18 protein-coding genes are annotated in these 18,176 nt (G+C 69.4%); 10 read left to right on the top strand and 8 right to left on the bottom strand.

Annotated features, from left to right (window positions below; translation table 11 throughout):
- Nucleotides 1-31: 31 nt before the first annotated feature.
- A complete protein-coding gene (locus AB0J71_RS10490; RefSeq protein ID WP_364414005.1) occupies nt 32-1,513 on the bottom strand; it encodes an SRPBCC family protein in 1,482 nt (493 codons plus the stop codon).
- A gap of 5 nt (nt 1,514-1,518) precedes the next feature.
- The gene (locus AB0J71_RS10485; RefSeq protein WP_364413753.1) at nt 1,519-2,064 is read right to left on the bottom strand and encodes a hypothetical protein; all 546 of its coding nucleotides are present in this window, start codon (nt 2,062-2,064) and stop codon (nt 1,519-1,521) included.
- Between the two features lie 367 nt (nt 2,065-2,431).
- Here AB0J71_RS10485 and AB0J71_RS10480 point away from each other — a divergent pair, with 367 nt between their 5' ends.
- Genes AB0J71_RS10480 through AB0J71_RS10470 form a run of 3 tightly spaced genes read left to right on the top strand, consistent with a single transcriptional unit; the run spans nt 2,432 to nt 3,788 of the window.
- A complete protein-coding gene (locus tag AB0J71_RS10480) occupies nt 2,432-2,974 on the top strand; it encodes a hypothetical protein (RefSeq protein ID WP_364413751.1) in 543 nt (180 codons plus the stop codon).
- A 38-nt stretch (nt 2,975-3,012) separates the two neighbouring features.
- Nucleotides 3,013-3,447: a MarR family winged helix-turn-helix transcriptional regulator gene (locus AB0J71_RS10475; protein WP_352320932.1), complete on the top strand. Its 435-nt coding sequence runs from the start codon at nt 3,013-3,015 to the stop codon at nt 3,445-3,447.
- Entirely contained in the window at nt 3,444-3,788 is a 345-nt protein-coding gene (locus AB0J71_RS10470; RefSeq protein ID WP_352320930.1) for a nuclear transport factor 2 family protein, read from the top strand. Before AB0J71_RS10475 ends, AB0J71_RS10470 begins: the two co-directional genes overlap by 4 nt.
- Nucleotides 3,789-3,985: 197 nt before the next feature.
- Here the strand turns inward: AB0J71_RS10470 and AB0J71_RS10465 are convergent, their stop codons facing one another.
- Together AB0J71_RS10465 and AB0J71_RS10460 are read right to left on the bottom strand one after the other, a co-directional pair.
- The gene (locus tag AB0J71_RS10465) at nt 3,986-4,648 is read right to left on the bottom strand and encodes a DUF4097 family beta strand repeat-containing protein (RefSeq protein WP_352321039.1); all 663 of its coding nucleotides are present in this window, start codon (nt 4,646-4,648) and stop codon (nt 3,986-3,988) included.
- Between the two features lie 170 nt (nt 4,649-4,818).
- Nucleotides 4,819-7,140: a hypothetical protein gene (locus tag AB0J71_RS10460; RefSeq protein ID WP_364413749.1), complete on the bottom strand. Its 2,322-nt coding sequence runs from the start codon at nt 7,138-7,140 to the stop codon at nt 4,819-4,821.
- A gap of 292 nt (nt 7,141-7,432) precedes the next feature.
- Here AB0J71_RS10460 and AB0J71_RS10455 point away from each other — a divergent pair, with 292 nt between their 5' ends.
- Nucleotides 7,433-7,987 carry a DUF6461 domain-containing protein gene (locus tag AB0J71_RS10455; RefSeq protein WP_364413747.1) on the top strand — a complete coding sequence of 185 codons (555 nt, stop codon included), beginning with the start codon at nt 7,433-7,435 and terminating at the stop codon, nt 7,985-7,987.
- 110 nt (nt 7,988-8,097) lie between these two features.
- Complete coding sequence (locus AB0J71_RS10450; RefSeq protein ID WP_352327280.1) at nt 8,098-9,306, top strand: DUF6461 domain-containing protein; 1,209 nt, start codon at nt 8,098-8,100, stop codon at nt 9,304-9,306.
- Here the strand turns inward: AB0J71_RS10450 and AB0J71_RS10445 are convergent.
- Nucleotides 9,275-9,700 carry a hypothetical protein gene (locus AB0J71_RS10445; protein WP_364413745.1) on the bottom strand — a complete coding sequence of 142 codons (426 nt, stop codon included), beginning with the start codon at nt 9,698-9,700 and terminating at the stop codon, nt 9,275-9,277. The genes AB0J71_RS10450 and AB0J71_RS10445 overlap by 32 nt on opposite strands.
- Nucleotides 9,701-10,177: 477 nt before the next feature.
- On the opposite strand from AB0J71_RS10445, the gene AB0J71_RS10440 reads away from it, so the two are divergent.
- From AB0J71_RS10440 to AB0J71_RS10430, 3 genes are all read left to right on the top strand, one after another.
- Nucleotides 10,178-10,540, top strand: coding sequence for a hypothetical protein (locus tag AB0J71_RS10440; RefSeq protein WP_352327278.1), 363 nt, complete (start codon nt 10,178-10,180; stop codon nt 10,538-10,540).
- 184 nt (nt 10,541-10,724) lie between these two features.
- Nucleotides 10,725-11,441 (top strand): VOC family protein, encoded by a 717-nt coding sequence (locus AB0J71_RS10435; RefSeq protein ID WP_364413743.1) that lies wholly within the window; start codon nt 10,725-10,727, stop codon nt 11,439-11,441.
- 585 nt (nt 11,442-12,026) lie between these two features.
- Complete coding sequence (locus AB0J71_RS10430; protein WP_364413741.1) at nt 12,027-12,290, top strand: hypothetical protein; 264 nt, start codon at nt 12,027-12,029, stop codon at nt 12,288-12,290.
- Between the two features lie 182 nt (nt 12,291-12,472).
- Here the strand turns inward: AB0J71_RS10430 and AB0J71_RS10425 are convergent, their stop codons facing one another.
- Both AB0J71_RS10425 and AB0J71_RS10420 read right to left on the bottom strand, forming a co-directional pair.
- Nucleotides 12,473-13,069 carry a hypothetical protein gene (locus tag AB0J71_RS10425; RefSeq protein ID WP_364413739.1) on the bottom strand — a complete coding sequence of 199 codons (597 nt, stop codon included), beginning with the start codon at nt 13,067-13,069 and terminating at the stop codon, nt 12,473-12,475.
- A 132-nt stretch (nt 13,070-13,201) separates the two neighbouring features.
- Nucleotides 13,202-14,404, bottom strand: a complete 1,203-nt coding sequence (locus tag AB0J71_RS10420; RefSeq protein WP_352327274.1) for a helix-turn-helix domain-containing protein — start codon at nt 14,402-14,404, stop codon at nt 13,202-13,204.
- A 225-nt stretch (nt 14,405-14,629) separates the two neighbouring features.
- Here AB0J71_RS10420 and AB0J71_RS10415 point away from each other — a divergent pair, with 225 nt between their 5' ends.
- Complete coding sequence (locus AB0J71_RS10415) at nt 14,630-16,141, top strand: serine hydrolase domain-containing protein (protein ID WP_364413737.1); 1,512 nt, start codon at nt 14,630-14,632, stop codon at nt 16,139-16,141.
- Between the two features lie 34 nt (nt 16,142-16,175).
- Nucleotides 16,176-17,417 carry a serine hydrolase domain-containing protein gene (locus AB0J71_RS10410; RefSeq protein ID WP_364413735.1) on the top strand — a complete coding sequence of 414 codons (1,242 nt, stop codon included), beginning with the start codon at nt 16,176-16,178 and terminating at the stop codon, nt 17,415-17,417.
- A gap of 297 nt (nt 17,418-17,714) precedes the next feature.
- On the opposite strand, the gene AB0J71_RS10405 is transcribed toward AB0J71_RS10410, so the two are convergent.
- Complete coding sequence (locus AB0J71_RS10405) at nt 17,715-18,047, bottom strand: hypothetical protein (protein WP_364413733.1); 333 nt, start codon at nt 18,045-18,047, stop codon at nt 17,715-17,717.
- Between the last annotated feature and the right edge of the window lie 129 nt (nt 18,048-18,176).

The following is an 18,176-nucleotide window of genomic DNA, read 5'->3' as shown; positions in this document are numbered from 1 at the left end:
CGGGCCCTCGGCGACAGGCCCTGACGAGTGGCTACTCGGCTCGGATCCGGCGCCGGCGTACCGGGCGGTCCTGCTCGGCGGACCGGCGGGTGGGCGCTCCGGCGCTACGCCGTGCCACGGGCGGAGCCGCGGGACGCTCCTCGGGCTCCTCTTCCTCCTCTTCCCCCTCTTCTCCTTCTTCTTCCTCTTCGGGCTCCTCGAACTCTCCCTCTTCCTCCTCGAACTCCCCTTCTTCTTCCTCGGGCTCCTCCTCTTCTTCCTCGGGCTCCTCCTCTTCGTACTCGTCCTCGGGCTCCTCGGCTTCCGCCCGCTCGCCCTCCTCGGGCTCTTCGCCCTCTTCGCGCTCTTCGGGCTCTTCCGCTTCTGCCCGCTCGCCTTCCTCGGGCTGCTGCTCCTCGGCTTCCTGCTGCTCCCGCTCCTCCTGGACGGCGGTCTCGTGATCCTTGACGACCTGGCTGTCCCGGATCTCGCCGCGCCAGCCCTCCAGCTCGTCGGGCTTCAGCAGCAGGTGCGCCATCACGTGCCGTCTGAAGTGCTTGAGCTCCAGGCGTACGCGTCGGCCCTGGGCGCGCCACAGGTTGCCGGTGCGCTCGAACAGGCCCTGCGGGTGGTACTCCAGCACGACCAGGACCCGGGTCAGGTCGGGCGAGACCTCGTGGAAGGTCACCGCTCCGTCGACATACCCCTTCGCTCCCTCCGACCGCCAGATGATCCGCTGGTCGGGGATCTGCTCGATGATGTGTGCCTTCCAGGTCCGGTGCGACCAGAAGACCTGGGCCTTCCAGGACAGCTCCTCGTCGGACTCCTGGTTGATGGTCTCGACCTTCTTCATGAACGTCGGGAAGTCCTGGAACTGGGTCCACTGGTCGTACACCAGACGCCGGGGCGCGCCGACGTCGATCGACTCGACGATGTTGGTGATCTTCGCGTGGCCGGCTTTCCCGCCGCCACGGCCGGTGATCTTCTGCCAGAGGCCCTTGATGCCTCCCTTGAGGCCCCCCTTGATGCCTCCCTTCAGACCTCCCGTGAGGCCGCCCTTCAGCGCTCCGCTCATGAAGCCGGGCTTGTCCGAGCCCGTGACCGCGCTGATCAAGCCCTTTCCGCCGTGTTCCACGTAATCGGAGAGCCGGCCGGTCAGTCCTTCGAGCTTGTCTCCCGCGGAGGACAGCACTCGCGTGCCCGCCGCCTGCAGGAGCCCCTGCGCGGACTTCACCAGCCGGTCCATCGGCAGGCCGTCGGCGAGTCCCTGGCCGGCCTCACCGGCCTTCCCCGCGACGTCCCCTACCTTCCCGGTCACGTCCCCTGCCTTGCCGGTGACGTCCCCGGCCTTTCCGGTGACGTCGCCTGCCTTTCCCGTGACGTCCCCTGCCTTTCCCGTGACGTCCCCTGCCTTTCCTGTGACGTCCTCGACCGTGCCCGTCGCGGCCTGGCCGGCTCGACGGGCCGTTCCGGCGGCCTTGCCCAGGGCTTCTCCGCCGCTTCCGGTCGCCGTCCTCCTCGCTGCATCAGCCATCGCACTCACCTCCGTGACTGGCCGACCCGCCGGACAGGACGTGTCCGCCGCTGCCCTCTGTGACCCTCATGACCCTCGGGCCCCCGTCCGGTCCGCTCCGGCGCCTCGGGTTCCGCTTCGTCGTCGTCCTCCTGGTAGCGATCGCCTTCGTCGTAGTCCTCCTCGTCGTAGTCGGTTTCCTCGTCCTCGGGCGCCTGGCGCTTCGTGGGTTGAGCCTCGGCTTCTTCTCCCTGCGCGGTCCCGGACTTCTCCCCACGCTCCTGGAGCTTGTGGGTCAGGGAGTCGATCTGCTTGGTGGCCGCGGAGATCACCGCCGCCTTGCCGACTTCCATGAGTTCGCCGCGAAGGCGGCCGGTCATCCGCTGAACCTCGGGATTGGAGCCGAGTGTCTTGACGCCCTGCGCCAGCAGGCCACCGGCGCCACCCTGGCCGCAGCTGGCGCGTCCCGCCAGTCCGGCCGCCGCCAGTGCCGCGGCCGTGCGCAACTTGTGGCGCCTGCCGAGGTAGTACCCGGCGAGTACGGCAAAGGCCATCTGCAATCTGCTCGACATGGTCAGCTCTCCTTCCGCTCGCTCACCATCTCGACCCGCATCGGTGCGCAGTCCAGTGCGCGATCCGGTGGGCGCGGACAGACCCCGAACACGCCGACGCCTGCTCGCCGCGGCTTGACCTACCCGGAAAACCGACAAAGCACCCAATTGGCGAAAAACGGGACAGGGAGTTGGTGTGCGGGCACGAATCCAAGCCGACCCATCAGGGCGCGTTTAGCCCCGCCTGCCTCCGGAGCCGGGCACGCGGAAGCGTCAGTACCTGGGCCCGACCTGCCCAAAGATCCGTCAACTGGCGAACCGGACTCCTTGCGCCGAGCGTCATACGGGACCAGACGGCAAACGCCTGAGCGTGATCCCGGAGGCGACCATGAACGACCTGCCATCTTCCGCGCCCATCCGTCCGGCCACATCCCGGTCCGCGGCACGCGGCAGGGCCGTTCTTCCGCCGTCCGCGCTCTTCCGGGGGTCGCCGCTCGCCCCCCGGAGGCGTTTCAGCCACGTCTTCGTCGTCGTCGCGGTCGCCCTCGCGCTCGGAACGGGGGTGTTCGTCGGCTTCACGGTCAGCCGCGGGCTACAGGAGGAAGCACTGGGACGCGGGCCGGCGGGCGTCGTGAAGGCGGCCGTCCCGCAGGCGGCCCCGTCCGCGCTTTCCCGGCCACCGGCCGCCCAACCGCCCCACCCGGCCACGCCGCCGAAGGCCGCGGCGAAGCACACGTCCAGGCACACGTCCAGGCACACGACCAGGCACACGACCAGGCACACGACCAAGCACACGGCCAAGCACACGGCCGGGCACACCGCGAAGCATCCGGCGCGGAAGCCGCACCACACGAAAAGGCGCAGGCAGCACCACTCGCCGTGTGCCAGGTTCGAGGGGTTGCGGGCGCGGGTGTGCCGCACGATCTTCTGACTCTTGAGAACGTCAAGAGTTGTCGATATAAAAAGATCGTGCACGAAGAGACCGCTGAGGACACGTTCTTCCGTGAGCTGGGAGGCGCCTGCGCCGAGCTCCGGCAGGCGTTCGCCCGGCACGTGGGCATGAGCCCCCACCGGGTCCAACTGCTCATCCGCCTGCGGCGCGACGGCGAGACCAGCCACAGTGAGCTGCGCCGAACGCTCGGCATCGACGGCGCGAGCGTCACCCGGCTGGTCAAGGAGTTCGAGGCCGAAGGGCTGATCAGCCGCCGCCTGGACCCGGCGGACAACCGCTACACGCTGTCCGCGCTCACCCCCGCCGGCGAGCGATGCGCGGCCGATCTCGACCGCTCGCACCAGGCGTACCAGGAGCGGCTGCTCGGCGGCGTCACGCCGCACCAGCGGGACCTCGTGCTGGACGCCCTGCGCCGCGTCCGCGCGAACATGACCGAACAGGAGAACCGATGACCGGGGACGCGCGGGCCGCGGCCCACCGCATGTACGCCGCCTTCAACGCCCGCGACCACGCCGCCACGGCGGAGATCTTCGCGGCGGACTTCCGCAGCCACCCCCTGGGCACGACCGGCCCCGACAGCGTCTCCCAGGCGTGGCGGCGGTTCCACGAGGCGTTCCCCGACGTCCAGGTGGTCGTCGAAGACCTGGTCGTCGAGGGGGACACGGTCGCCGTCCGCACGAGCGTGCAGGGCATTCCCGGCCGGGAGCCACCGACCATGCTGGAGATGTTCCGGGTGCGCGACGGCCGGATCGCCGAACTGTGGGGCCTGTCCTCGCTGCGACGCGACTCCTGAGCCCGGCACCCGCAACGCAGAAGAGGCCCCGAAGGGCCTCTGACCTGCTGTTGAAACCGGCGGCCGGCGCAAGGTCCCGAACCTGCGCAGGCTGGGCCGACCGTTTCACAGTCCCGCCGCATGAGCTCTCTGACCTGCGGGCTCCTCCTGAGGGCGGGTGCGGCGGGTTGGCCCGCCCTCCGGTCGGAAGCCGCGGGTCACAGGCTGCGGGCGGTGATGTCGCCGTTGGAGGTGGTGGCGTGGATGTCGAGCTCGACGGTGCCGTCGTTCTTGAGCGCGTTGGTGACGCGGCCGTGGCTGGTGCCGGCGTCCAGGGCCGCCGAGACGCCGCTCGCCGCGGTGATCGAGATGTCGCCGGACTGGGTGCGGAGCACGACCTTGCCGCCCGCGGCCTCGGCGACCCGGATGTCCCCGCGTGCGGTGCTGATCTCCGCGGGCCCGCCCAGCCGGCCGACCTCGACGTCGCCGTCGACCGCCGTCAGGCGCAGGCTCGCGGCCTCCTCGATCTCGATCCGGCTGTACGCGCCGTCGAAGGCGACGTCGCCGAGGCGTCCGGTGGTCCGCAGCTCGGCGCTGGCCGCCTTGGCCTCGACGCGGGAGCCGGCGGGCAGCTGGACGGTCACCTCGATCGACCCGGACGGGCCGAGGTACTGGTTCTTCGCCGCGCTCGCGATCCGCAGGACGCCGTCGGCGTACTCGACGGTGGTCTGCTCAGCCGCCTGCACGTCACGGCTCTTCGAGGCGTTCGCGGGCCGGACCTCGACCGTGGTGTCGGCCCGGTCGTCCGCAGCGAACTGCACGCGTCCGGCGGGGATGTCGAGGACGACGCGGACGGGGGCGGGGGTGGTGAACTGCTGCATGATGCTCTCCTGCGACTGGTGGTCTTCCGGTAGGGGGCCCGGCTCGCGGCCCTGGGGCCGCATCGCTGAACCGTTCATGGGTCAACCATCGCGGGCCGCTCTGATACCGCGCCGTCACCGGCCTGACACGGCCGCTGACATCCGACAGGACGCAGCCGTCCCCCGCGGTCTCAGCCCATCGTCGCGAGGGTGTCGCGCAGCCGGCGCAGGTCGCGCATGCGGGCCTCGTACGTCGCCCCGACCACCACGAGCAGCAGGCCGCCCGCGGCGATCGGCACCCAGCGCGGCACCGCGAGGAACATCTCCGACACGTACGGGGCCAGTTCCCGCACCACGACCCCGGCGACCACGACCGCTCCGATCGACGCGGGCGCCTGGAGCTTGAACCGGACCCCGGCGAGCAGCACCGCCAGCGCCAGCACGCCGAGCGCCAGCGACCGCCGCCATTCGGTGTCCGAATACACCGCGGCCAGGCTGGGCAGCATCGTGAAGGAGAGACCCGCCCCGTAGGCGGCCCACGACGAGACCGGCGCGCCGCGCCGCCGCCACCAGCCGGATCCCAGCAGCACCAGCGAGCACGGCACGGTGTACGCCTCGACGACGGTGACGTCGTCCGCCCCCAGCCGCAGCCACGACGCCATCAGCAGCAGGACGGCGCCGGCGTACCTGAGGCCGTTCCCGCCGCTCCGGCCCGCCGGGCCCGCCCACAGCGACATGAGCAGCACCAGCACCCCGGCCACGGCGAACCCCATGCTCCCCGCGACCAGGACACGCGCGCCCAGCGAGAAGCCCGCCGCCACCGCCTCCAGACCGAGGAACAGGGCGGCGAAGCCGACTCCCCAGAGCCGGAGCTCCTTCAGCCCGGCCGACAGCGCCACCGCGACGGCCGCCGCCGCCAGGATCGGCAGTACGATCAGCGTCGCCGGCTCGCTGCCGAACGCGTACGCCGCCGCCCGTACCGAGGCGGGGGCGGCGACGAGCGCGCACGCCACCGCCCACCAGGGCGTCCGGCCTCGGGCGGCGGCCACCGCGAGCGCGACGGCCAGCGCCGCCTGCACCGCCGTCGCGACCGGGTACGACAGCCCGAATGCCTGAGGGACGACCGCGATCGCGAGCACCCCGGCCAGCAGCGCCCCGGCCGCCGCCGCCCGCACCCACCAGCCCCCGGGGCCGCGCCCGGCCGCCATCGTCTTCATCGGCCGCCATCCGCCGGCGCCTCGCACGGCTGCCGCCAGGAGGACGGTCGCCGGCACGGCGAGGACCACCACGTCCACGGGCGACGCCATGTCGAACGGCGGCCACTCCCGCCCGTTCCAGACGCCCGTCCACAACACGTCCAGCCAGGCGAACGGCGCCGCCAGCGTGACCACGAGCCGGGGCAGCACCGTCAGCGTGGTCAGCAGCGCCACCAGCCCGCCGGTGCCCATGACCGTCGCCCGTACCCGCCGCCAGGGCAGCCGGTAGGCGGCGAGCGCCACCCCGAGCGCCGGGACGAGGTAGGCCAGGGGCCGCCAGTCCATGCCCGGACCGTCCAGCACCGGTTGCGCCAGCGCCGCCGGCACGGCGATCAGCGTGAGCGTGGTCCCGACGGCGACCGCGGCGCCCCAGATCTCCCTCTCGGCGTCACCCCCCCTGGCCAGCAGCCAGGTCACCCACGCGCCGAGCAGCACCAGGGCGACCAGCGGCGCCGACCTGACCAGCGCCTGACCGACGGAAGGAGATCCCAGCGCGTACGGCACGCCGCTCAGCAGCGCGAGGACGGCAACCCCGCTGCCGGTCGAGGCGGCCGTCGCCCGCACCGCTCCCCGCCCGTGGCGGACCAGGACGACGTCCAGCGCCGCCGTGGCCACCAGCGCGGCCACCAGCCAGGTCACCGACCAGTCACCGACCAGCAGCGGCAGGACTGACTGCGCCAGCACGACGGCCACGGGAGCAGGGCCGCGAAGCCGGGTGACCCGGGCATAGGCCACCAGGATCAGCGCGGTGAGCCCGAACACGCCCGCCGTGTACTGCCACGCGTCGAGGGAGTCCACCCCGAGGAGCCCCACCTGCCTGGCGGCATAGCCGTCGAGCAGCAACAACGCGACCGCGAACCCGGCCATGGTCTCGGCCGTCGCGGTGAGCCTGCGCCGGATCAGCACGACCGGCGCCAGCATCACCAGCGCGGTGAACGCGGCCAGCACGGCCGCTCGCCCGCCTATGCCCAGCCGGCCCCAGCTCACCACGGTGAACACCGCCGCCGCCACCGTCAGCAGCAGTCCACCGAGGATGAGCAGGACATTCTTGGCGGCACCCGTGGAGACCTCCGCCCTCGGCGCGCCGGGGCCCGTGGGGACCTCCGCCTCCGGTGCGCCGGGGCCCCCAATCCCGGATTTGGTCGCCGCCGCCGCACCCGCGCTCGCCGCTTCGGCGCGTAGGGCGGCGAGCAGTTCCGTACGGCGGGCCTGCAGCCCGGCGAGCTGGTCCCCCAGCCTGGCGAGAGCCTGATCCACCTGCCAGAGCTCATGCGCGACGGGGCCCTGCAGCGGCAGCGCACACCTCGGGCATCTGGAAACCGGCTCCTGAAGCCCGGTCCCGGACCACATCGCCCCGCAGCCCGGACACCTCATATCCCCATGCACCGACATCTCCGTTCGAGCCCGACGAGATGACCCATATTGCACCGGGACGTCCTTGCGAATCACTGTCATCGGTTGGCGTAGCGGATGCCGGTAGGACAGATCGAGCGGCGGATCGGCGGTCCGGTCTAGGCTGGCGGCCACCCGAAACGATCAAGGAGTGCACATGGGCAGGGCGACCTCGGCAGACTACGCCTGGTTGAGCGACCGGTGGACCGACGGTGTCGGCACCACCGCCTTGTGCATCACGTTCGTCCGCGACCTGTCCCCCGCCGACGCCCTGCGGCGGATCAAGGTCACCCCGGGCACGCGCGGCGACTTCAACGTCGCCGCCTACGCCGCTCGGGGCGGAACCGTCCTCGCCGACACGGGATGGGCCACCAAGTACGTCAGCAACCTGGCCGAGCCGTTGTCCCTGGGAACGGCCGTGGCCACGGTGTTCGCCAATGTCGAGGACTCGGACTTCACCTACGAGGTGAACGACCGCCTGATCACCACGTTCGGCCTGTACGGCTACCGCTACCGGGAGGGCGACGATCCCGACCGGCTGCTCGCCGATGTCCGCGAACTGGGCCTGTACGACGACGTCGACGGATACGGCGCGGACCCCGTCCCCGGCGCTCTGGCCCTCGCCTCCCGCGCCACCGGCGTACACCTGTCCCGCGCCCACTACGCCCGACCGGCCCTCACCGGTTCGACCGATCACCTCATGGCAGGTTGACCGTACCGAGGACGTCCCCGACAGCCCCTCGGCGCCCCCCTCCGAAGAACTCCGACCTGCACCACAGCAGGAGGGGAAGACACCGCCTTTCACACAGAAGGGAGAAACCGGTGCGCAGGATCACCACTGCGGATTACGCATGGGAGAACGACTGGCATGTGGAGATCTACACCGTCACCTTCGTCCACGGCCTGGACGACCGCGAGACCCTCCGGCGGTTCGGCGTCGTCGACGCCAACATCCATGTCGTGGACGATGAGGAGATCGTCGAGCGCACGGAGGTGAACCACGGCTGCTGCGACCTGGTGCTGGTGACCCGGGCCGGCGACTGGACCGTCGCCTTCGAATACGACGGCTGGGAGGGAACCCGCCGCGAGACGCTGCGCGAGCTCACTCGCGACGGTGGCCAGGCCGTCTCCGTCATGCGCCACAATTACGCGTCATCGCACGACTTCGAACACGCCGCGGACGGCCGGATCCGGACGGCATTCCGCCCGCAGACGCCCCAGGAGCGCTGGGGCAGCCACCCCGACGCCCTGAACGAGGACATGCGCGAACTGGGCCTCGAACCCGAACCCGCGGACGAGTTCCAGTACCTCTCCGGCTGCGTTCCCGCCGCCCTCGCCCTGGCGAGCCGTATCTCAGGAGTGCTGTTCACCCCCGCGCTGCTGGACGCGCCGCTGCTGGGCGGCGTCGTCACCGACCGCGTTCCGAACGACCCTCCGCAGGGCGACCCGCTCGCCAAGCACGCACTGCGCGCCCTCGCCCCGAAGCTCGCCGAGGCCATCGACCACGCCTCCCCCGCCCTCCAGCGGCGGGCCGCCGTCGCCGAGGCCCGCCGCCAGTGTGCGCTGGCCGGCGTGGCCGACCACCCCGTGCTCGCCGCCGCGCTGGCGTCGGCCGAACGGGGCGAGACGGGCCCGGTAGAGCCCGGCTCCCCGCTCGCCGAGCTCATCCGCCGTCACGAGTCGCAGCTGACCGGCCATCCGATCGACGAGGCCACCGGCGAGTGGATGACCGGCCCGTCCGCGGGCCCGCACCGCTCTCCGGCCGACAGGCGCAACATCTTCGCCCTCGACAACGCGACCGGCATGCCGGCCTGCCCGAGTTGCAGGTGGCATCACCGTCCGGGCGAAGCGGAGCGGGAGGCGATCCGGCCGCGCTGGCAGGCGGCGTTGTCGGTACGCAAGGCCCTGTCCCCCGACGCCAGGACGGCCGCCTACAACACCCACTTCCCGCTGGTTCACCAGGGTCAGGTCATGGCCGACCGGGATCACGCGGCGGCCGTCACCGCGACGCTGCGCGCCCCCTCGACGTAGCGGGCGTGGATCTGCCGATCAGGAGACCGGGACCGCCGCCCGTTTCCGCACGCCGGACCAGTGCCAAGAACGTGACCAGCACCGCGCCCGCCACATAGTGCAGAATCGGCCCAAACCTGACGATGTTCCAGCCGCCGAACTCAAGCGTTTCCTGGCAACCGTCCACGACGACCCGAACAGCGTAGGGAAGGCTGAACAGCCCGGCGATGACCACGAACAGCGCCGCCGTCACCCAAGCGGCGAATACCCCCCACCCGCCACGAAGGGCGAGAGTCGCACACAAGCCGAGCGCCATCACCCCGGTGGGCCAGCCGGACAGATCCGCGGAGACGGTCGCCCAGTTGATCTCGATCAGCCAATCGAACTTCCCGGGTTTCCATGGCTCGGCGCTCAAGGAGCAGGCATAGCCGTGCGCCGAGTAGGCCGGCCCTCCAGAAAGCCGCCACTGCAAGGCACGCGAAGCGGGAGCCGCCAGAGCCGCCAAAGTCAACAAGGGCACTCCCCAGCGCGGGGGAATCGCCGATAACGGGAGCAAGACAGCCGCCATGTGGTCGCAGTAAAGGGCGCCCAGCCTAGATCATTTCCCGCACGCATGTCAGCAGGCCTCCGTCACGACTGCGCGAAGCTCCGGCCCTCTCGGTGCAGCCTTGCATCCACAATGGGCCGATGCGAGAGCCGTGGGTGCAGGTGGACCGGCCGTGGACGAACGGCGATCCGTTTCTCGCCGTCGACGGTTGACTACGCGGCGCCTGGCGATCGCCGTCGTGCATGCCTCCGGACCCGACTACCCCCGTGCTGATCGAGGCCCTCCGCTACCCGGACACCGACGACGAGGACGGCGACCCCCTGCCGGCGACAGAGAGGACAACAGGTGATCACTTTCGACGGGACCTTCTATCGCATCACGGATCCAGAGTTCGAGATGGTGATCCCGGCCTGGGTGGGATACGAGCCGGACACCGCCGACGAGGCAGACGCGACAATCACCTTTCGCGACGGTTCACGCCGATATGCGACCTTCATGACCCTGGATGTCGTCCAGCGCAAGATGCACACGGCTGCAAGCACCGGCGATTCTCTTGGCGGCAGGTACTTCTGGTGCCCGGATTTGATCATCGTTCGGGACGTGGGGTACGAGAGCATGGCGGCCGCGATTCGCGATCTGATCTCGTCCGGAGACATCGAGACAGCATGTGGCCTGCTCGTCCCTCTCACCGATGACGAGGACGAGTGAACGGCCGCCTGCCGATCAGCGCCGAGGACTCGTGCATGGGTAGGGAGCCAAGCGGTGTACCGGTCGCAACCCCCGTCCAGACCGCTTGCCACGAAACTCAGGTGCGGCGCCGCGTGGACGCCCCTAGGCTGTGCCGACGGAACGGGCCTCGTATCAAAATTGGTGGATCGGGGATGCGTGAGGTATGACCAGTCAATTGTTCGCGATTTGCTTCAATGCGATCCGTCCCTCGGACCTGGCGCGGTTCTGGTCGGGAGTTCTCGGTTGGGAGATGACCGACGGCCCTGACGACGACGTCGCGATCCTGCCACCCGACCCTGCCGGCTTCCGAGTCCGTTTCCTCCCGAGCCTGGAACCGAAGATCGGCCAGAACCGGGCGCACTTCGACCTGACGAGCACCTCCCCGGACGATCAGCAGCAGACGGTGGCCAGAGCGCTGAGACTCGGCGCCAAGCACATCGACGTGGGCCAACTCCCGGAAGAGGGACACGTGGTGCTCGCCGATCCGGAGGGCAACGAGTTCTGCGTCATCGAGGCGGGCAACAAGTTCCTCGCAGACACCGGTGTCATCGGGGCGCTGGCCTGCGACGGCACCCAGGAGGTCGGCTACTTCTGGAGCGAGGCGCTGCGGTGGCCCCTGGTCTGGGACCAGGACCAGGAGACCGCGATCCAGTCGCCGAGCGGCGGCACGAAGATCACATGGGGTGGTCCTCCGGTGGCGCCGAAGACGGGCACGAACAGGCTCTGCTTCGAGCTGGCGACGCCCGTCGACGCCGACTGGGAGGCGGAGGTCGATCGCCTGCTCTCGCTCGGGGCGACGCGTGCCGGCGAGGGCGATGGCAGCCAGATCCTGATGCTCGACCCGGATGGCAACGAATTCTCCATACGCAGCGCCCGGTAGTGCCCGACCGGTCCACATTTCTGGTGCATGCCTGCGGTCGTACGGGCCATATTGGGGCGGCTCGGGTGCGCCGCGCCCGGCTTGAGCCAGATGCCACCGGTGGTGCAGAGCCCAACCGCCCTCGTGCGGGCCGAGCTGATCTTCAAGAGCTCCTCAGCGCACAGGTGAAGCAGCCGGCCACACCCGCGAGGGGCGGATGTCGACGACCGCGGGCGCGCCAGGCGCGGGGGGCGTCCGCCGGCCTGGAACACCGGCCGGCAGATGCGTGCCGACCGCCACCTCATGCCGATATCCCGACCACAGGCGTACGCACTGGTCGGCGCCGATGCCCGGACAGTTGCTCCAGGGATAAGGCCGGAGACCGGTGGACGGATCCAGGTTCCGGTGCAGTTCGTGTGCGGCAGAGGCCACAAGACGGCACACCAGCTGACCATGGCGAGCCGGAAACTCGACATCGAGAGCGGCAAGCGCGCATAGCCACAACCCCTCAATCACCTTTACTACCGGACACGTATTGGCAGCGGTTACTCTGATGCAACTCTTGACCGGAACGGGGACCAAGTGATTTTCAGGGCATGCAGTCGGGTGTTGATGGGAATCGGGCTCGTGGTCCTCGTTCCCAGCATCCTCATGCAGTGGGGTGTGCAGGAAAAGTGGATGCTTGCGAGGGTGATCGAGCCGTCGGAAGCGAATGCATCCTTCCTGACACCGCTCGTGATCTCATGGATTGGCATCGCACTGGGAATCGCGTGGGTGCTGGCGGCCATAACCTGCTACCTCATACCGAAATCCATGGCCCATCTGCAGCGGCCAAAAGGCCGCCAAGGCGGTTCGGGCGCGGTCGTTTAACCTCCTCGCCACCTGGTCACCCCATTCACCTCGCCCCGTCCGAAGGGGAAGCGGGCCAGGGCCGATGGCAGGCGGGACGACAAGGCTTCCCCCTCAGGTACCTACGGCTCAGACGACCGACACGGTGATCACCCTGGAGCCGAACTCCTCACTCACCCAGCGCTAAACCCGAGGACCTAGTTTCAGCCCTCGTCCCAGTTGTCGAGAATGATGACGGGCGCCTCTTCCACGTCCAGCCACTCGCTTTCGATGCCCATGCCGGTCGCCGCCTCGATGAAGGCCAACGCCGCGCTGCGCTTGCCCCGATAGTCCTCCGAGTCCAGGCTGTCGAGCATGGAGCGGAACTCGGCCAGGACGCGCGGATCCCCCTCTTGGACGGCGTGCTCGTCGAAGATGAAGTCGCGCATCTGTGCCCGCACCTCGCCGTCGGCCGCATAGAGGATCGTGTATCCCCCGTTGAAGTGCCAGGTCGTCATCCACACGCGTGACTCTTTGCTGAGTTCAGCGAGGATGTGATCGGGCGTGGCGAAGCCCTGGGAGAAATCGAGGAAACCCCAGGCTCCTTTGCCTTGGCGGACGAAGAGCACGGGAAAGTCCTCCTCGGCGGCCTCCTCTCTGGGGTACGCCATGGCGCGTTCCTCGGGATCACGGCCTCCGTTCAGCCGCCGCAGGAGATCGTCCACGGTGATCGCTTCGTCGAGACGTTGTACGACGGTCCAGCAGAGGGCGCTCTCGAACCACTGCTGTTCATTGAAAAGATTGCGATATCGATCGATCACGTGACGGTTGTCGCGGAGGCCGACAGGAATGAAACAGCCTGCAAAGGCGTCGGCCTCACCGCGGCTATTCAGGGAGACAATGCCTCCGCTCCGGCCCATGCGATGACTCGCCACCCGGGCCGGAACAGCGCCCTACTTGGTCAGGGATTCGGCGACGAGTCGCCAGATGTCCGCGGCCAGGTCCATGTTGCCGCTCTGCTGGGCCTGCTCGGCCAGCTTGCGCAGCCCGGCGAGCGCCGTGTCCTGCTCGCCCTCCAGGAGCAGGACACGGTTGCGCAGGACGTCGAGCCGCATTCGCTCCTGGTAGGTGAGCAGGTCGTCGAAGCCGGTCAGCCGGTCCAGGACCGTGCGGGCCTCGTCGAGGTCGCCGGTGAGGACGGCGATCCGGGCGCGCACGGCCAGCAGTTGCTGCTCGATGGTGGGCGCGCCCGCGAACGGCAACGCGGCCTGGACTTCCGTGACGCGCCGCCGGGCGGACTCCGTTCTGGGCGGATCGGCCCTGAGGTCGAGCCGGGCCGCGCCGAGGCGCAGGCGCATCCAGAGCGTCAGGTCGTCGCGGCCGTCGAAGCCGTCGATGGCCTGGTTCATCAGCTCCGCGCCGGTGTCGAGGTCGCCCTGGCGGACCCGGATGTTGGCCACGGTCCACACGGCTTGGGCCCACAGCGCTCCCGAGACCTGGTCCGCCAGCGTGAGCAGTTCGTCGGCATGCCGGGCGGCGTCGGGGAGTCGCCCGGCCTCGGCCAACGCCGACACCAGGGCCAGCAGCGAGGAGGCCCGCACGCGGACCGGCAGCGCTTCGCGTTCGGCCAGCTCGTAGGCGTGTGTCGCGGCATCGACGGCGCCGGCGATCTCTCCGGTGCTGCGCATGCAGCGCGACAGTGCGGCCAGCACTCTGCACTGCAGCTCGGGTAGCCCGATCTGCGCGCTGAGCGTTGCCAGCTCGTCGAGGCATGTCCGCTGCTCGGCGTACTCCTGACGCCACTGACGCCATTCGGCGACCTGCCAGAGGGCCTGCCAGCGCAGCAGGGGGTCCTCCCCGTGGGAGGTTTTCAGGGCGTCGCTGAGGGTCTGGCCGCCTTCATCCTGGCTCAGGCCGGTGGCCAGGGTCAGGCTCTCGGCCAGGGAGGTGGCGGTGGACTGGGTGAGTGCGGCGGGGCTGATGCCGAGCTGTGCGGCCAGGTGCGTGATGGCCCGTTCGGTGGGCTGACGGGCCCCTGACTCCAGCCGGGACAGGTATCCGGTGGACATGCCCTCGCCCGCGAGGGCTGCGAGCGTCAGGCCGCGTTCGGTCCTCAGTTGCCTCAGTCGGCGGCCGAAGAGTGGTTGTTCGAGCATGTCCGAACTCCCGGGTAGCGGTTGACGTCGTCCGACGCCCCAGAGGGTAGCTTACTTGCCTCGCTGCGGACAAGTTCTTGCCTGCCACCGACGCCAACGTCGCACAGCATTGGCAATTCATCTTGGCAACTACTTGCCAAGATTGTGGCAACAGTCGTAACGTTCCTGTCGTCGCCAACGGACCTCGTCGCCGACAAGCCACAAGCAACCCGAAGGAGCACCACCATGTCCCTCACCGACCAGGACCAGCTCACCCTGCGCACCGCCGCCTGGGGCGCCGTCTCGCTGATGTCCGCCGCCGGCGCCGCCGGTTCGGCGCACAAGGCCGCCGCCGAGGGCTCCGTCGCGCTGACCTCCGCGACCGGCCTGGTCGGGCACGTGCTGGCCAAGGCGCCCAAGGGCGTGAAGTACGGCAGGACCGTGGCCGAACTCGCCGACCAGGTGCTGCCTGCCCTGAACGCCTCCATGAGCCTGCTCGAGATGCAGGCCCCGGCCGAGGCCGACAACTTCCGCCGCACCGTCCTGGTCGCCGTCGAAGCGGCCACCCACGGGAGGCCCAGCCCCACCATGACCGAGATGGCCCGCAAGATCAGCGCTGCCCTCGACACCGCCCCGGCCACGCCCGAGGTGAGCGCAGCGACCGCCGTGGCCGGGCAGGATCGACCGGAACTGCAGAAGGCCATGCAGGCGTTCGTCGATTCCGGGATGGCCGTCGGAATGCAACTGCGGGTGAACGACGAACGCGGCGAGTGGGTCGGCACCGCGGGGGCGCGCGAGCTGGGCTCGTCGGAGAAGCCTCCGGCGGACGGACGGTTCCGGGTCGGCAGCTCCACCAAGACGTTCGTCGCGACCGTGGTGCTCCAGCTCGTGGCCGAGGGCAAGATCGGGCTGGACAGCCCGGTGGACGGCTACCTGCCCGAGTTCGCGCTGGACGAGCGGATCACCGTACGGATGCTGCTGCAGCACACCAGCGGGATCTTCAACCACACCGGCGAGTACTACGAGGACGGGACGTTCGCGCCGGGAATCGCGTGGTCGGGCAAGGAATGGGTGGACGGCCGGTTCCACACCCACCAGCCCGAGGAGCTGGTCCGGCTGGCGCTGTCCAAGCCGGCGCGCTTCGAGCCGGGCACGGACTGGAGCTACGCCAACACCAACTACGTGCTGGCCAGGCTGCTGATCGAGCGGGTCACGGGCCGCTCGTTCGCCGAGGAACTGCAGCGGCTGATCCTGGGCCCGCTGGGGCTGACGGGTACCGAGGCGCCGGGCACCTCGACGGAGATCACAGGACCGCACGCCCACAGCTACTACCGGTACGAGGACGGCGGCCGAGAGCACACGGTGGACGTCACCAGCCAGAATCCTTCGTGGATCTCCGCCGGCGGTGACATGATCTCGACCACCCAGGACCTGCACACGTTCTTCTCCGCGCTGAACGGCGGCCGGCTGCTGCCCGCCGAACTGCTGACCGAGATGCGCAAGCCGGACCCGAAGATCGGCTACGGCCTCGGAATCTTCGAGCAGGACCTGGGCGAGAACGGCGGCACCGTCTACCACCACAACGGCGGCATGGCCGGCTCCGCCGCGCTGATGTACAGCACGCCCGACGGCGGCAGGACGCTGACGGCCTCCGTGACCTACGTGGACGACGCCGCCCTGTCCAAGGCGGCGGCGTTCCAGCAGGCGACACAGCAGCTCATCGACGAGGTGTTCCGCAACGGCCGGCCCACGAACTGAGACCAGCGACCAAGACCCCAGAGACGAGGACTTCATGAACACGACGCTCAGCCGGCGCACAACCGTCACGGCGCTCGCGACGGCTCTGCTGGCGGGGGCCGCCGCCCCCGCCATGGCCACCTCCACCGGGCCGGATCGCCCGGAGCTGCGCAAGGCGATGAACGCCTTCGTCGCCGCCGGTTTCACCGGGATCCAGCTACGCGTACGCGATCAGCAGGGCGACTGGACCGGCAGCGCCGGGGCGCGCGAGCTGGGATCGGCCGCCAAGCCTCCGTCCAACGGAAGCTTCTGGACGGGCAGCATCATCAAGACCTTCACCGCCACCATGGTGTTGCAACTGGTGGCTGAGGGCAGGAGCGAGCTGGACCGCCCCGCCGCCGCCTACCTGCCCGGCTACGGGCTGGACGAGCGGATCACCGTCCGGATGCTGCTGCACCACACCAGTGGGCTCTTCAACTACACCGGCGAGTACAACCCCGACGGGACGATGGGCGAGCCGGGAATCCCCGCCAACGGAGACGGCTGGGCGCCCAACCGGTTCAAGAGCTACAAACCCGAGGAACTGGTACGTCTGGCGCTGTCCAAGAAACCGCGCTTCGAACCCGGGACGCAGTGGAGCTACTCCAACACCAACTACACGGTGACGCTGCTGATGATCGAAAAGATCACCGGCCACTCCTACGCCACCGAGCTGAAGCGGCGCATCACCGGCCCGCTCGGACTGCGGAGCACCCTCGCGGCGGGCAACCGCACGACGGCACTACCCGGGCCACACGCCCACGGCTACTACCAGTACCAGGACCAGGTGATCGACCTCTCCCGCCAGAACCTGTCCCTGCTGACCGGCGCCGGCGACCTGATCTCCACCACCCAGGACTTGACCACGTTCTTCTCCGCACTGAACGGCGGCAAGCTCCTCCCCGCCCCGCTGCTGACCGAGATGCGCACGGCGATCCCCACGTCCATCCCCAAGCAGGACTACGGCCTCGGCATCTGGGCGCAGGACCTGGGCCCCGGCTGCGGCACCGTCTACCAGCACAACGGCAGCCCACCGCACGGCTATGGGGCACTGATGTACAGCTCCCCCGACGGCAGCAAGACCCTGACCGCCTCGGTGACCTGGCTGGACTCGGCCACCAGAGGCCCGGCGAAAGACTTCCTGACCCTTGTGGACGCCCTCGTCAAGCAGGAATTCTGCGACCCGCCGACCGACTCATCCGACCAGCGCGAACCGGCCGGCCAGTCACAGCCGCGCAGTCCTGGTTCTGCCTCCTGACGAGCGAATGGCCGCAGCGGCGTCGGGGAAGGAAATGTCGACGGCGGAGTGCCGTAGCCGTAGACAGCCATACACAAGCGAGAGGCCCGTCACCACGTTTCCGCTGGTGACGGGCCTCTTCCCGCTGGTGTGGCAGGTGCAAGGTTCGAACTTGCGTAGGCTGAGCCGACGGTTCTACAGCTCGTGACCATTGCAGTGGAGAAATGGCCTTCTATCTGCAGCCGGGCCTTGTACTGCGGCCATGAGACTCATGATCATTGCACGCATATTGCACGGTGATCGGCTTCCATCTTCGCCCTACGCCGTATCTCCCCCTGCCGGGCATGCGGTCTTTTCGGTGAGCAGGCTACAGAGCAGGGCCGTGAGCAGGAAGCCGACCACCACGGGGACCCCTATCAGCATGCCGAATGCAAGGGTCTCGTTGGACACCCAGGGGTCATACTCCGGCTGGATGACGACGACCGCCAGCATGACGAAGGGGGCCACCAGCCCTACGGCCGGCCAGTAGGGCAGGCGGGCCAACCACGCAGCCACCATGCTGAGCGGGAAGGGCGCCAGCGCAAACGCCATTGCCAGCTTGAGCTCGGAATCCGAGTCGGTGGTCGGCCAGGCGAGGAGGAGCAGCAGCAAGACCGCCACTGCTGCCCCGGCCAAGGCCGACCTCAATAGGAGACGCACAGCGTGATTGTCGCAAATCAGGGGCGGACGGGTCGATATACGGAAACTGGTCTGCTGAGCCTCAGCGGTCAATAAAGGCCG

The organism is Nonomuraea sp. NPDC049637 (genome assembly GCF_040675235.1).
Classification (GTDB): domain Bacteria; phylum Actinomycetota; class Actinomycetes; order Streptosporangiales; family Streptosporangiaceae; genus Nonomuraea.
This window is presented reverse-complemented; position numbering and strand designations above follow the sequence as displayed.

Bases quoted from the DNA above. Each gene is read 5' to 3' on its own strand.
- AB0J71_RS10490 (WP_364414005.1), bottom strand. From the start codon at position 1,513: ATGGCTGATGCAGCGAGGAGGACGGCGACCGGAAGCGGCGGAGAAGCC.
- AB0J71_RS10485 (WP_364413753.1), bottom strand. From the start codon at position 2,064: ATGTCGAGCAGATTGCAGATGGCCTTTGCCGTACTCGCCGGGTACTAC.
- AB0J71_RS10480 (WP_364413751.1), top strand. From the start codon at position 2,432: ATGAACGACCTGCCATCTTCCGCGCCCATCCGTCCGGCCACATCCCGG.
- AB0J71_RS10470 (WP_352320930.1), top strand. From the start codon at position 3,444: ATGACCGGGGACGCGCGGGCCGCGGCCCACCGCATGTACGCCGCCTTC.
- AB0J71_RS10465 (WP_352321039.1), bottom strand. From the start codon at position 4,648: ATGCAGCAGTTCACCACCCCCGCCCCCGTCCGCGTCGTCCTCGACATC.
- AB0J71_RS10455 (WP_364413747.1), top strand. From the start codon at position 7,433: ATGGGCAGGGCGACCTCGGCAGACTACGCCTGGTTGAGCGACCGGTGG.
- AB0J71_RS10435 (WP_364413743.1), top strand. From the start codon at position 10,725: ATGACCAGTCAATTGTTCGCGATTTGCTTCAATGCGATCCGTCCCTCG.
- AB0J71_RS10420 (WP_352327274.1), bottom strand. From the start codon at position 14,404: ATGCTCGAACAACCACTCTTCGGCCGCCGACTGAGGCAACTGAGGACC.
- AB0J71_RS10415 (WP_364413737.1), top strand. From the start codon at position 14,630: ATGTCCCTCACCGACCAGGACCAGCTCACCCTGCGCACCGCCGCCTGG.
- AB0J71_RS10410 (WP_364413735.1), top strand. From the start codon at position 16,176: ATGAACACGACGCTCAGCCGGCGCACAACCGTCACGGCGCTCGCGACG.